We start from the raw sequence: 13,626 nt of genomic DNA, 5'->3' as shown, positions 1-13,626 counted from the left end.
CGGGCTAAAAGGTGAGGGCGCTAGGGAATATCGAGGTACTTATGGGTCTGCAAGGATACCTGCCAATGCGGGTTAGCCTTCACGTACTCCACAATAAGCGGGGTCATGCTGGCAGCCTTGCTCCACTCGGGCTGCAGGTAGAGGCGACAATCGGGCCCAACTTGCTCGGCATGCTCTTCTGCCCAGGCAAAGTCGCTTTTATTGAACACCACAATCTTCAGCTCGTGGGCTGCTACCAGCACTGAGGGCAGCGGGGCCTTGAACTTCTTGGGCGATACACAAATCCAGTTCCAGTTTCCGCTGAGCGGGTAAGCGCCGCTGGTTTCAATCCAAGTTTGGCAACCCGCCTGCTGCAACGCAGCCGTGAGCGGCCCCAGCTCATGCATGAGTGGCTCGCCCCCGGTTACTACCACATTGCGACCCGGGTGCGCCGTTACGGCCGTTACCAGGTCGGTAAGAGCGTGGCGCGGATGGGCATCCAGCGGCCACGACTCCTTCACGTCGCACCATACGCAACCCACGTCGCAGCCGCCGAGGCGGATGAAATAGGCAGCGCGGCCGGTGTTGTAGCCTTCGCCCTGAATGGTATAAAACTGCTCCATCACGGGCAGCGAAGTGGCGGCCGGCGTAACTGAAGTAACTGGAAGTTGGTGTAGCAAAACGGGTAACCTTCTGAAAAAAAACAAGTCGGGCCGCTGGGAAATCCAACTACCGCAGTAACTGGTGCTTTTCCCGGCAGACCGACTTTAAAAGTACTACAACGCGCCTGATTCTGAAAGCCCGGGCAAGACTAATTGGATTTTAGTCACTTAGCTTCTGCCTGGCATCAGCTAACCGTACACCTCTGCCTTGGCAGCCCGCAACGTGTTGAGCAGTAGCATGGCAATGGTCATGGGGCCAACGCCGCCGGGTACAGGCGTGATATAGGAGGCCAACGGGGCGACCTGCTCGAAGTTCACGTCGCCTTTCAGCGCCCAACCCGCCTTCTTACTGGCATCCTCTACCCGAGTTGTACCCACGTCAATCACCACCGCGCCGGGCTTTACCATGTCGGCCGTTACGAAGCCGGGGCGGCCCAGGGCCGCTACCAGAATATCAGCCGTGCGGGTTATCTCGGGCAGATTCTGAGTGCGCGAGTGGCATAAAGTAACGGTACAGTTGCCGGGCTCCAGGTTCTTGGCCAGCAAGATGCTAACCGGCGTGCCCACGATGTTCGACCGGCCAATAACCACGCAGTGCTTGCCATCGGTATCGAGGTTGTAGCGGCGCAGCAGCTCCACAATGCCCGAGGGCGTAGCCGGCAGTAGTGCCGGCAACCCAGCCACCATCCGCCCGATATTCATCGGGTGGAAACCGTCCACGTCCTTCTCAGGGCGCACGGCTTCAATCACCTTGTTGGTGTCGATGTGGGAAGGTAGCGGCAGCTGCACAATGAAACCGTCAATTTGCGGGTCCTCGTTCAGCTCGGCCACCTTGGCCAGCAGCTCGGCCTCCGTAATGCTGTCTTCGTAGCGGAGCAGCGTGCTTTCGAAGCCGACCCGCTCGCAGGCCAGCACTTTGTTGCGCACGTAGGTTTCCGAGCCGCCGTCGTGGCCCACCAGAATGGCGGCCAAGTGGGGCGTTTTATGGCCGGCCGCCTTACGAGCGGCTACTTCGGCCGCAATTTCAACTTTGATGTCCTCGGCGGTTTGCTTGCCGTCGATGAGGCGGTAGGTTGTGGCGTCGGGGGCGGTCGTCATGCAGCAGACAGGGGTTGGTTAGGCAGAAGGCTTATCAACGGTAGTAGCAGCCGGCGACGATTCGGCGGCAACCGATGCTTCGTAGGCCGTAATGGCTTCGGCACCGGCGGCGAGCAGGGCTTTTTCCATCACAGGCCAGTCGTCGCGCCAGCGGAATTTACGCTCCTGGCCCCGGCGGATTTTCTCCAGCTGGTCGTAACTGCGACAATTCTTTACGAGGTGATGATCAGACATGGTATGAGGGAAAGCAACACACGCCCGGTTAAGAAGTGCATCAGGTGAAAATGATTGTGTACGTATAAAAAACGCGCCTGTGGCAGGCGCGTTTCAGTTATCAGTCAAGCTTCAGAACGGCCAGGAAGGCCTCTTGTGGTATCTCCACGGAGCCAACCTGACGCATGCGCTTCTTGCCTTCCTTCTGCTTTTCGAGCAGCTTGCGCTTGCGGCTGATGTCGCCGCCGTAGCACTTGGCAATTACGTTTTTGCGCAGGGCTTTCACCGTTTCGCGGGATATGATCTTCTGGCCAATGCTGGCCTGGATGGCAATTTCGAACTGCTGGCGAGGCAGTAGCTCGCGCAGCTTTTCGCACAGCCGGCGGCCCCACTCGTAGCTCTTGCTCCGGTGCACGATGGCCGACAACGCATCGACCTTCTCACCGTTGAGCATGATGTCGAGCTTGACCATATCCGACTCGCGGAAGCCGATCAGCTCGTAGTCGAGCGAGGCGTAGCCGCGACTGATGGTTTTCAGCTTGTCGAAGAAGTCGAATACGATTTCCGACAGCGGCAGCTCGAAGGTCATCTCCACCCGCTCGGAAGTCAGGTAGCTTTGGCCTTTGATAACGCCGCGCTTGTCCATGCAGAGCGTAATGATGGGACCCACGTAATCGGCAGCCGTGATGATCTGGGCCTTGATGAAGGGCTCCTCGATGTACTTGATCATGTTCGGCTCGGGCATTTCGCTCGGCGCGTTGATGGTCAGCAGCTGGTCTTTGGTGCCGGTGGCGTGGAACTGCACACTGGGCACAGTGGTAATCACCGTCATATTGAACTCGCGCTCCAGGCGCTCCTGCACGATTTCCATGTGCAGCATGCCCAAAAAGCCGCAGCGGAAGCCGAAGCCCAGCGCCACCGACGTTTCGGGCTCCCAGACCAGGGAGGCGTCGTTGAGCTGGAGCTTTTCCATGCACGAGCGCAGCTCCTCGTACTCGGTGGTATCGACGGGATAGATACCGGCGAAAACCATCGGTTTTACATCGGCAAAACCCTTGATGGCATCCTTGGTGGGGTTGGCGACGTGGGTAATCGTGTCGCCCACTTTCACTTCGCGGGCTTCCTTGATGCCCGAAATGAGGTAACCCACGTTGCCGGCGCCCATTTCCTGGCGCGGCTCCTGGTTGAGGCCCAGAATGCCTATTTCGTCAGCGCCGTATTCCTTGCCGGTGGCCATAAAGCGGAGCTTGTCGCCCTTGCACATGGTGCCGTTCTTGATACGGAACAGTACTTCGATGCCGCGGTAGGAGTTGAAAACGGAGTCGAAAATCAGGGCTTGCAACGGCGCTTCAGGGTCGCCCTTGGGGGCCGGTACCCGCTCAATGATGGCGTTGAGGATGCCTTCGATGCCGAGACCGGTTTTGCCGGAGGCGTGCAGAATATCCTCGTACTCGCAGCCGATGAGGTCCACGATTTCGTCGCTCACCTCCTCGGGCATTGCGTGGGGCAGGTCGATTTTGTTGAGTACCGGAATGATTTCCAGGTCGGCCCCGATGGCGAGGTAGAGGTTGGAAATCGTCTGGGCCTCAATGCCCTGCGAGGCGTCGACGATGAGCAGCGCGCCTTCACAGGCAGCAATACTGCGGCTTACTTCGTAGCTGAAATCGACGTGGCCAGGAGTGTCAATCAGGTTGAGCGTGTAGATTTCCCCTTTGTAGGGATACTGCATCTGAATGGCGTGGCTCTTGATAGTGATGCCTCGCTCCCGCTCCAGGTCCATGTTGTCGAGCAGCTGAGCCTGCATGTCGCGCTTGGCCACAGTGCTCGTGAATTCGAGCAGGCGGTCGGCGAGCGTGCTTTTGCCGTGGTCGATGTGGGCAATGATGCAGAAATTGCGGATGTTCTTCACAGAGGGCAGTTTTTTCTAGCTTCAAAGGTACGCAACGCCGCCGGGATATGCTACGGCGAGGCAGTAGCTCGGCAGTAGAGAACGGCGGAATTCAACCAAAAGGCTCGCCGGACCTAGCTCAATTTGCGTTGTTAGGGCGGTATGCGTCTAGCAAAGCACCGAGCTAGCCAACCAACTTCACCGCCCCTCCTTCTGCTCCATATGTCCCAAACCACTCCGCTCGAAGATTACGGCCTGATTGGCAACCTGCACACCGTGGCCTTGGTATCGAAGGCCGGCTCGCTCGATTATCTGCCCTTTACCCGTTTCGATTCGCCCACCATTTTTGCGGCCTAACTCGATGCGGAAAAAGGTGGTTCCTGGTCGATTCAGCCGGCCGGGGCCGAAGGTGAGGTGCGCACCAAGCAACTGTACCTGCCCAACACGGGCGTGCTGCTGACGCGGTTTCTGCTGGAGGGCGGCATTGCCGAACTCACCGATTTCATGCCCGTGAAGCGCCACGAGCAGAACTGTGCCGTGGTGCGCAGCCTGCGCGTAATTAAGGGCAGCCTCACATTCCAGCTGAATTGCGCCCCGCGCTTCGACTATGCCCGCGCCCCCCACCGCGTGGAAACCCAGGACGACGGCAGCCTGCTGTTCCGGGGCCTCGAAACGGCGGATGCCCACTTGCAGTTCCGGCTCCTGAGCAGCCATCCGCTGGAAGCAACCCCCGACGGCGACGCGGTGGGCAGCTGGACCCTGCACGCGGGCGAAACGGCCAGCTTCGTGATGGAGGCCACGCCCGTCGACGCCCCCGATTTCATTGCCCGCGACCTTGCCCACTACACCGAAGGAGCCTTTGCCGATACGCTCAGCTTCTGGCGTGAGTGGGTGGAAAGCAGCACCTACACCGGCCGCTGGCGCGAAATAGTGATGCGCTCGGCCATCACGCTCAAGCTGCTCACCTCTCTCGAGCACGGCTCGACGGTAGCCGCCGCCACTTTCGGGCTGCCCGAGGCCGTGGGCGGCTCCCGCAACTGGGACTACCGCTTTACCTGGGTACGCGACGCGGCCTTTACTATGTACGCCTTCCTGCGTCTGGGCTTTACGGGCGAGTCGAAGGCGTTTCTGCACTGGATCATGGCCCGGTGCGAGCAGTTGGCCGATGCCGCCGACCTCCAGCTCATGTACCGCGTAGATGGGTCGCCCGATTTGCCCGAGCAGGAATTGGAGCACCTGAGCGGCTACCGCGACTCGCGGCCCGTACGCATCGGCAACGGGGCGGCTCAGCAGTTCCAGCTTGATATTTATGGGGAGTTGCTCGACACGATTTACCTCTATAATAAGTACGGCGGGGCCATCACCTACGCCTTCTGGCAGCAGATCTGTCGGCTCGTGGATTTCGTGGCCGAGAACTGGCAGCGGCCCGACCACGGTATCTGGGAGGTGCGCGACCAGGAACAGCACTTTCTGTCGGCCAAGATGATGTGCTGGGTGGCCCTGGACCGCGCCATCAGCATTGCCCAGGACCGCTCGTTTCCCGCCCCGCTGGCCGACTGGCACCGGGTGCGCAACGAGATTTACGAGGAGGTGTACCACAACTTCTGGAACGAGGAAAAGCAGGCCTTCGTGCAGTATAAAGGCGGTGAAGTGCTCGATTCTATTGCCCTGCCCCTGATCCGCATGTTCAGCCCGGCCGAACCGCGCTGGCAGGCCACGATGCGGGCCATAGAGCAGGAACTGGTCGTCGACTCGCTGGTGTTCCGCTACCACCTCGACGGTGGGGCTACCGACGGGCTTACCGGCCAGGAAGGCACCTTTACCATGTGCTCGTTCTGGTACATTGAGAACCTGTCGCGGGCCGGCGACCTGGATAACGCCCGGCTGCTATTCGAGAAGGTATTGGGTTTTGCCAGTCCGCTGGGGTTGTACTCGGAGCAGATCGGCCCCCAGGGCGCGCAGATCGGCAACTACCCGCAGGCCTTCACCCACCTGGCCCTCATCAGCGCCGCCTTCCAGCTCAACCGCGACCTCGACGCCCGCCACCACCGCGGCAACAACCGGGGGCACGATTTTGTGTAGCTGCCGCAACGGCTCCGCAGACCTGACCGGCCCCGCCGCTTACCCGCAGCTAGCCGGTCTGCCGCGGCAGGCCCTTTGGCTCGCGTCAAACAACTCGTATTTAACCTATTTCCGTCTTTCGACTTATACCTGCGTACAACCTCACTCACCAAACCCGTTCTCATGAGCTCTATCAACCTCCAACAAGCCCAGCAGATTATTGAAGCCGCCCGCCAGAAGTCGCAGGAAATGGGTGTAAAAATGAACATTGCCGTGGTGGATGCCGGAGCCAACCTCGTGGCATTTGCCCGTATGGACGGCGCTTGGCTCGGTTCGCTCGATATCTCCATCAAGAAGGCCAAAACGGCCCGCTTCTTCGATATGCCCACCGGCAATATCGGCGGCCTCTCGCAGCCCGGCGGCTCGCTCTTCGGCATCGAGCACTCCAACGGTGGCCTCATCACCTTCCCCGGTGGCATTCCGCTCAAGCAGGGCGATGAAATTGTGGGCGCTATCGGTGTGTCGGGCGACTCGGTGGAGAACGACCACACGGTGGCCGAAGCCGGCATGAAGGCGCTGCAGTAGCCGGTTGCGGCCGGCCCGCCCAGATGCCGCCGCAAACCTTATGGCGCCAACCTACCTTTTATTAGAACAACAAACGGCGGTCTTCCTCTATTGCGAAGGCTGCCGTTTGGCGTCTTACACCTTATCTACCACTCCCAAAACCCACTAGTATGGCTAACAACAGAGGCGTAGTTTACCTGGAACCCGGCAAAGTAGCCGTTCAGGATATCGACTTTCCGGAGCTAAAAAACCCGAAAGGCAAGAAAATCACCCACGGCGTAGTACTGAAAGTTATATCGACTAACATCTGCGGCTCCGACCAGCATATGGTACGCGGCCGCACCACCGCGCCGGCCGGCCTGATTCTGGGCCACGAAATAACCGGCGAGGTGATTGAGATAGGAACCGACGTCGAGTTCCTTAAAAAAGGTGACCTGGTTTCGGTGCCCTTTAACGTGGCGTGTGGTCGGTGCCGCACTTGTAAAGAGATGAAAACCGGCATTTGCCTAAGCGTAAACGAAGGCCGCGCCGGGGGTGCCTATGGTTACGTAGACATGGGCGGCTGGATTGGCGGCCAGGCCGAGTACGTGATGGTGCCCTACGCTGATTTCAACCTGCTCCGGTTCCCCAACAAGGACCAGGCAATGGAGAAAATCCGCGACCTGACCATGCTGAGCGATATTTTCCCGACCGGTTTCCACGGGGCCGTAAAGGCCGGCGTGGGGCCGGGTACCACCGTGTACGTTGCCGGCGCCGGGCCGGTAGGATTGGCCGCCGCCGCGTCGGCCCAGCTGCTGGGCGCGGCCGTGGTAATTGTGGGCGACATGAATAAAGCCCGCCTCGCGCACGCCCGCTCGTTCGGCTGCGAAACCGTGGACCTGAGCCTCGACGCGACCCTGACCGAGCAAATCACCCAGATTCTGGGCGTGCCGGAAATCGACTGCGCCGTTGACTGCGTAGGTTTCGAGGCCAGCGGGCACGGCACCGACTCGAAGAAGGAAGTGCCGGCGGCCGTGCTCAACTCGCTCATGGAAATAACCCGCGCCGGGGGCTCGATCGGCATTCCCGGCCTTTACGTAACCGAAGACCCGGGTGCCGAGGACAAGGCCGCTCAGAAAGGCAGCCTCTCCATCCGGTTCGGGCTGGGCTGGGCCAAAAGCCACTCGTTCCATACCGGCCAGACGCCCGTGATGAGCTACAACCGCCAGCTCATGCAGGCCATTCTGTACGACAAAGTACAGATTGCTAAGGCCGTGAACGTGGAGGTTATCAGCCTCGACGACGCGCCCCGCGGTTACGAGGAATTCGACAGCGGCGTGGCCAAAAAGTTTGTCATCAACCCCCACAACCTGATTCCGGAGGTGAAGCCCAAGGCCAAAAAGAAGGAAAAGGAAACGGCGTAAGCTCAGTTCGATTTATAGTGGAAATGCCCTGGCGGATTCGTCGGGGCATTTTTTGTAGCTTGTTATTTCACTATCCCATACCTGACAAGCGAAACTGGGGACCGTACGGTGATTTAAAATGGAGTAGCTGGGAGAGAAATTTCTGGCAGGATTTGCGCGGAATTCACGAAAGCTTCGGCAAGCATGCTTGGCTTACCGCGTCCCCCTTGCAACGTTTAATAGCCCTGCTGCCCTCTTCCGGCCGTACCGTCCCCACTTCCGGAATGCGCCTCCTGCTATTGCAGCTGCTTTGCGGCTCTCCTCTGCTCCTGTCTGCCCAAACCCTCAGCGGCCGTGTGCTGCGTGCCGATTCCACTGCTGCGCCGGTTCCCTTCGCTTCCATTGGCGTGAAGGGCAAGGCCGCCGGTACCGTAGCCGATGTGCAGGGCCGCTTCCGCTTTCCTGATTCGCCTGAGTTAGCGGCCACCGACTCAGTCATCGTGACGGGTGTAGGCTACCGACCGGCCCGGCTGCTGCTCGGACAGCTGCGGGAGGCAGATTTGACCATAAAACTGAAAACGCAGCCCCAAGTGCTGCGCGAGGTAACGGTACGCCACCGGCAATTACGGCCACAAGTACTGGGCCGAACAAGCACTAGTGGCGTTGCCCATTGGGGCGCGAACAGCATTGTGAAGGACAGTGTCCGTCGCCGCGAAAAGCTCGGCTCGGAGTTCGGCACCTTCCTCACTTCGCCCCGCAACTGCTACGTGGATGATTTCAACGTGTATGTACAGTACAACCCGTTTCGGCAGGTACGCTTACGACTGCTGTTTTACGCCGTGCGCGGCGGCCGGCCCGCGGAACTGCTATTGTCCCAAGACATCCAACTGGTACTAACCGACCGGCAGCGGGGCTGGATTAAGGTCGATTTGCGGCCGCATAATCTGCAATTCAGTAAAGGGCAGAAGGTGGTGGTGGCGCTGCAGTGGCTCGACGCGGTGGGAGTAACGCCCAATTACCAATCATTCGATGTTCCGGCGCTACTTCCCTCTCCCCTACACCGCATATATACCCGTGATAAAAGCCAGGCCAATTGGAAATTCTACCCCGCCCGGCCCAGCATTTATTTGAACGTGCAGAGTTGGCGGTGAGAGGCTGGTTTTAATAGCATTTCATTCGTATCGCACCTTGTGCCTGTGCCTTCCACCTGTTACCGTTCGTTGATTGCCCGCATATATACTGCCCGCAGCATAAGCAGCAGGTAGAAGAACAGCAGCGCAGCGGGAATCGTCAGGTGGTCGCCGTCGATGATAGTTGCAACGGTGTAGAGTCCAGTAAACATTAGTGGCAGGAATACTAGTGCATCGACCAGCACGGCTGGCCATGAGTTGTATTTGGGCTTCTCAAACAGTAGCGCGGGCAGGCGCGCCGGCCTCAAAGCGAGCAGAAATAGTGCATTGCTGACGAGCCAACCTCCAAACAAGGCTATTAGCCCATACATCAGTGGAATGGCAATGGTATCGGCCATGGGCCGGAAGTCGCCGCGCAGGCCCCGGTAATGGTAGTACCAAAAAAGGGCGGCAAACAATACGGCCCAGCCAGCGTTCAGCCAGATAACAAACCCACTTTTACCAACGGTTTTCAGCCGCCGGAAACGTGCCCAGGTTTGTACCCGGTTGGCGCGTAGAAACAACAGAATCGTGAGGCTGCTGATAGCTACGCCAGAGCCGAAATCGAGCCAGGAGTTGCGGCTGGTGCGCCAGGCTTCTTCGGTTGCGTAGTAGGCTTTCCGGGCTTCTGCTGCATTACCTGAACTGTACTCCGGCTGCAGGGCGTACAAGTCATTGGCACTCTTGCCGGGTATGAAGGCCGGCATAAAAAACCCCATCAGCCAGGCAAGTAATCCGAGCAGTAGTAAGCTTGCGCATATCGTCTGCAAATTCCGGGGCGTTCGTTTCGGCATGGCGTAAAACTACCGCGCTACTGTGAATGCCGGCCGGCTACATTTGCGTATTGCCCCAGATTTCGGGCGCTTGCAACGCGCCCCCGCTGCCTGTTTCGTACCTTAGCCCTACCAAAACCCACCCAACTGCCCCCCTTGATATGCAAGCTCCCGTAGCGCCTTATAAACCTAAAAACCACGTTCGCATTGTAACGGCCGCCGCGCTGTTCGACGGGCACGATGCCGCCATCAACATCATGCGCCGCATCATTCAGAGCAGCGGTGCCGAGGTGATCCACCTGGGCCACAACCGCTCGGTGCAGGAAATCGTGGATTGCGCCATTCAGGAGGATGCCCAGGCCATTGCCATTACCTCCTACCAGGGCGGCCACAACGAGTACTTCAAGTACATGCACGACCTGCTGAAGGAGCGTGGCGCGGGCCACATCAAGCTCTTCGGCGGCGGCGGCGGCGTGATTCTGCCCTCCGAAATCGAGGACCTGATGGCCCACGGCGTCACCCGCATCTACTCGCCCGACGACGGCCGCGCCATGGGCCTGCAGGGCATGATCAACGACCTGCTCGAACAGGCCGACTTCCCGACCGGCCAGAACCTCAACGGCGAGGCCGACCACCTCAAAGACAAGAATGCCCGCGACATCGGCCGCCTGATTTCGGCCGCCGAAAACTTCCCCGAGGAGTTCTTAGCGGTCAGCAAAAAGCTGAACGCTGATACTGCATCTGCTACCGATACGGACGGCAAGCTGGCAACGCCCATTCTCGGTATCACCGGCACGGGTGGCGCGGGCAAGTCGTCGTTAGTAGATGAGTTGGTGCGGCGGTTTCTGATGGACTTCCCCGAGAAGACCATTGCCATTATTTCCGTCGACCCCAGCAAGCGCAAGACGGGCGGGGCGCTGCTCGGCGACCGTATCCGGATGAATGCCATCAACTCGCCGCGGGTGTACATGCGCAGTTTGGCCACGCGCCAGAGCAACCTCGCCCTGAGCAAGTACGTGCAGGATGCCGTGGACGTGGTACGGGCCGCCGACTTCGACCTGATTATCCTGGAGACCTCCGGCATCGGGCAGAGTGACACCGAAATCATCGAGCACTCCGACGCCAGCCTCTACGTGATGACGCCCGAGTACGGCGCGGCCACCCAGCTGGAGAAAATCGACATGCTCGATTTTGCCGACGTTATTGCCCTCAACAAGTTCGACAAGCGGGGCGCTTTGGACGCATTGCGCGACGTGCGCAAGCAGTACCAGCGCAACCACGGCCTCTGGGACAAGCAGACCGATACCATGCCCGTGTTCGGTACCATTGCCTCGCAGTTCAACGACCCGGGCATGAACCGGCTGTACCGCGCCGTGCTGGCTACTATGGAGGAGCGTACCGGCCACGCCTTTGCCTCGAAGCTCGAAACCTCGGTGGAAGACTCCGAGAAGATTTACATCATTCCGCCGCACCGCACGCGGTACCTTTCAGAAATAGCCGAAACCAACCGCCAGTATGACCAGTGGGTTCAAAAACAGTCTGCCACAGCGCAGCAGCTCTATGGAATCCGACAAGCCGTCGGAGCCGTTGAAAGCCTCGCCGGAAACAGTGCCGGAGGAATTGGTAGCGGCGGCGGCGCAAGCCCTGCCGGAGTCGAGCCCGGAACACTCGTGGCCGGCCTGGAGAGCACCTTCGAGGAGGTCAAGCTCCGCCTGGACGGTCAGAACTGGAAGCTCCTGGAGAACTGGTCGCAAACGGTAGCCGCCTATAAAGCGCCCGAGTTCGTGTTCAAGGTGCGCGACAAGGAGCTCCGCCTCCAGACGCACACCCAGAGCCTGTCGGGCACCCAGATTCCGAAGGTGAGCCTGCCGCGCTACACGGCCTGGGGCGATTTGCTGCGCTGGCAGCTGCAGGAGAACGTGCCCGGCGAGTTCCCGTACACGGCCGGCGTGTTCCCGTTTAAGCGCGAGGGCGAAGACCCCACCCGCATGTTTGCCGGCGAAGGTGGCCCCGAGCGCACCAACCGCCGTTTCCATTACGTGAGCATGGGCCTGCCCGCCAAGCGCCTCAGCACGGCCTTCGACTCGGTAACGCTCTACGGCGAAGACCCCGACCACCGGCCCGACATCTACGGTAAAATCGGCAATGCCGGCGTGAGCATCGCCTGCCTCGACGATGCCAAGAAGCTCTACTCGGGCTTCAACCTGGCCAACCCGAGCACGTCGGTTTCCATGACTATCAATGGGCCGGCCGCTACCATTGCCGCCTTCTTTATGAATGCTGCTATCGACCAGCAGTGCGAGCTCTATATTAAGGAACACGGCCTGGAAGATGAGGTGAGCCAGAAAATCGACGAAATCTACCAAGGCTACAGCCAGCCCCGCCCCCACTACCAGGGCCCGCTGCCCGAGGGCAACGACGGCCTGGGCCTCATGCTGCTCGGCGTAACCGGCGACCAGGTGCTGCCCGCCGACGTGTACGCCGGCATCAAAACCCGTACCCTCACGCAAGTACGCGGCACGGTGCAGGCCGACATTCTCAAGGAAGACCAGGCCCAGAACACCTGCATTTTCTCCACCGAATTTGCCTTGCGCCTTATGGGCGACGTGCAGCAGTACTTCATCGACGAGAAGGTCCGCAACTTCTACTCGGTGTCGATTTCGGGCTACCACATTGCCGAGGCTGGCGCCAACCCCATCACCCAACTGGCCCTCACGCTGAGCAACGGCTTCACGTTTGTGGAGTACTACGTGAGCCGGGGCATGGACGTGAACGACTTCGCGCCCAACCTCTCGTTCTTCTTCTCCAACGGCATCGACCCCGAGTACGCCGTAATTGGCCGGGTGGCCCGCCGCATCTGGGCCAAGGCCATGAAGCTGAAGTACGGCGCCAACGCCCGCTCGCAGATGTTGAAGTACCACATCCAGACCAGCGGCCGGAGCCTGCACGCCCAGGAAATCGACTTCAACGACATCCGCACCACCCTGCAGGCCCTGTACGCCATCTACGACAACTGCAACAGCCTGCACACCAACGCCTACGATGAGGCCATTACCACGCCCACCGAAGAATCGGTGCGCCGGGCCATGGCCATCCAGCTCATCATCAACCGCGAGCTGGGCCTGGCCAAGAACGAAAACCCGCTCCAGGGCTCGTTCATCATCGAGGAGCTGACCGACCTGGTGGAAGAAGCCGTGCTCACCGAGTTCGACCGCATCACGGAGCGCGGAGGCGTGCTCGGGGCCATGGAAACCATGTACCAGCGCGGCAAGATTCAGGAGGAGAGCATGCACTACGAGATGCTCAAGCACACGGGCGAGTACCCCATTATCGGCGTCAACACCTTCCTCTCGTCCAAGGGCTCGCCCACGGTGATACCCGCCGAGGTAATCCGGGCTACCGAGGAGGAGAAGCAGTACCAGATTACGATGCTGGAGGCCCTGCAGGCCCGCAACGCCGCCGAGGCTCCCGCGCGCCTCAAGCACCTGCAGCAAGTGGCCGTGGCCAACGACAACCTCTTCGAGGAGCTAATGGACACCGTCAAGTTCTGCTCGCTCGGCCAGATTACGAATGCCCTGTTCGAGGTCGGCGGGCAGTATCGGCGGAATATGTAAGCCGGTTCTTTAATCAAAGTAACATCTAAAAATTTAAGCCCCAACACTTCATTTGCGTTGGGGCTTTATTTTAAGCAAATAAATGGCGACTAAAGGGAATAGAAATCAGGGCCTATTCAATCTTTTTTCAAAGCATCTGCTATTCTTAAAAGACAATGGATACTTAAAGGGTATTAAATTAAAATATCCTAATACATTTATATGTCCAATATGTTTGCGACAG

At 59.3% G+C, this 13,626-nt stretch carries 11 protein-coding genes and 1 pseudogene; 7 read left to right on the top strand and 5 right to left on the bottom strand.

Features of this window, described 5'->3' with window-relative positions; translation table 11 throughout:
* Nucleotides 1-20: 20 nt before the first annotated feature.
* From HW556_RS05030 to lepA, 4 genes are all read right to left on the bottom strand, one after another.
* Entirely contained in the window at nucleotides 21-602 is a 582-nt protein-coding gene (locus tag HW556_RS05030) for a 7-carboxy-7-deazaguanine synthase QueE (RefSeq protein WP_246289530.1), read from the bottom strand.
* Nucleotides 603-830: 228 nt separating this feature from the next.
* Nucleotides 831-1,739, bottom strand: a complete 909-nt coding sequence (locus tag HW556_RS05025; RefSeq protein WP_176898569.1) for a bifunctional 5,10-methylenetetrahydrofolate dehydrogenase/5,10-methenyltetrahydrofolate cyclohydrolase — start codon at nucleotides 1,737-1,739, stop codon at nucleotides 831-833.
* A gap of 18 nt (nucleotides 1,740-1,757) precedes the next feature.
* The gene (locus tag HW556_RS05020; RefSeq protein WP_176898567.1) at nucleotides 1,758-1,973 is read right to left on the bottom strand and encodes a hypothetical protein; all 216 of its coding nucleotides are present in this window, start codon (nucleotides 1,971-1,973) and stop codon (nucleotides 1,758-1,760) included.
* A gap of 100 nt (nucleotides 1,974-2,073) precedes the next feature.
* Entirely contained in the window at nucleotides 2,074-3,861 is a 1,788-nt protein-coding gene (gene lepA / locus HW556_RS05015; RefSeq protein ID WP_176898565.1) for a translation elongation factor 4, read from the bottom strand.
* Between the two features lie 201 nt (nucleotides 3,862-4,062).
* Between lepA and HW556_RS18900 the strand changes: the two genes are divergently transcribed.
* From HW556_RS18900 to HW556_RS04995, 6 genes and pseudogenes are all read left to right on the top strand, one after another.
* Nucleotides 4,063-4,197: a hypothetical protein gene (locus HW556_RS18900; RefSeq protein WP_317170475.1), complete on the top strand. Its 135-nt coding sequence runs from the start codon at nucleotides 4,063-4,065 to the stop codon at nucleotides 4,195-4,197.
* A gap of 18 nt (nucleotides 4,198-4,215) precedes the next feature.
* Nucleotides 4,216-4,479: pseudogene (locus HW556_RS18895) on the top strand (trehalase-like domain-containing protein); the annotation flags it as partial.
* 150 nt (nucleotides 4,480-4,629) lie between these two features.
* Nucleotides 4,630-5,922: a glycoside hydrolase family 15 protein gene (locus tag HW556_RS05010; RefSeq protein ID WP_317170476.1), complete on the top strand. Its 1,293-nt coding sequence runs from the start codon at nucleotides 4,630-4,632 to the stop codon at nucleotides 5,920-5,922.
* Between the two features lie 162 nt (nucleotides 5,923-6,084).
* The gene (locus HW556_RS05005; RefSeq protein WP_176898563.1) at nucleotides 6,085-6,486 is read left to right on the top strand and encodes a GlcG/HbpS family heme-binding protein; all 402 of its coding nucleotides are present in this window, start codon (nucleotides 6,085-6,087) and stop codon (nucleotides 6,484-6,486) included.
* A 149-nt stretch (nucleotides 6,487-6,635) separates the two neighbouring features.
* Nucleotides 6,636-7,868, top strand: coding sequence for a formaldehyde dehydrogenase, glutathione-independent (gene fdhA / locus HW556_RS05000; RefSeq protein ID WP_176898561.1), 1,233 nt, complete (start codon nucleotides 6,636-6,638; stop codon nucleotides 7,866-7,868).
* Between the two features lie 263 nt (nucleotides 7,869-8,131).
* Entirely contained in the window at nucleotides 8,132-8,998 is an 867-nt protein-coding gene (locus HW556_RS04995; protein ID WP_176898559.1) for a carboxypeptidase-like regulatory domain-containing protein, read from the top strand.
* 59 nt (nucleotides 8,999-9,057) lie between these two features.
* Here the strand turns inward: HW556_RS04995 and HW556_RS04990 are convergent, their stop codons facing one another.
* Nucleotides 9,058-9,723, bottom strand: a complete 666-nt coding sequence (locus HW556_RS04990; protein WP_176898558.1) for a hypothetical protein — start codon at nucleotides 9,721-9,723, stop codon at nucleotides 9,058-9,060.
* Nucleotides 9,724-9,950: 227 nt separating this feature from the next.
* Between HW556_RS04990 and HW556_RS04985 the strand changes: the two genes are divergently transcribed.
* On the top strand, nucleotides 9,951-13,403 hold the full coding sequence (locus HW556_RS04985; protein ID WP_176898557.1) for a methylmalonyl-CoA mutase family protein: 3,453 nt from the start codon (nucleotides 9,951-9,953) through the stop codon (nucleotides 13,401-13,403).
* Nucleotides 13,404-13,626 lie beyond the last annotated feature (223 nt).

It is taken from the genome of Hymenobacter terrestris (genome assembly GCF_013377905.1).
Taxonomy (GTDB): domain Bacteria; phylum Bacteroidota; class Bacteroidia; order Cytophagales; family Hymenobacteraceae; genus Hymenobacter; species Hymenobacter terrestris.
Note: the sequence above shows the minus strand (reverse complement) of the source record. Positions and strands in the feature narration are given on the sequence as shown.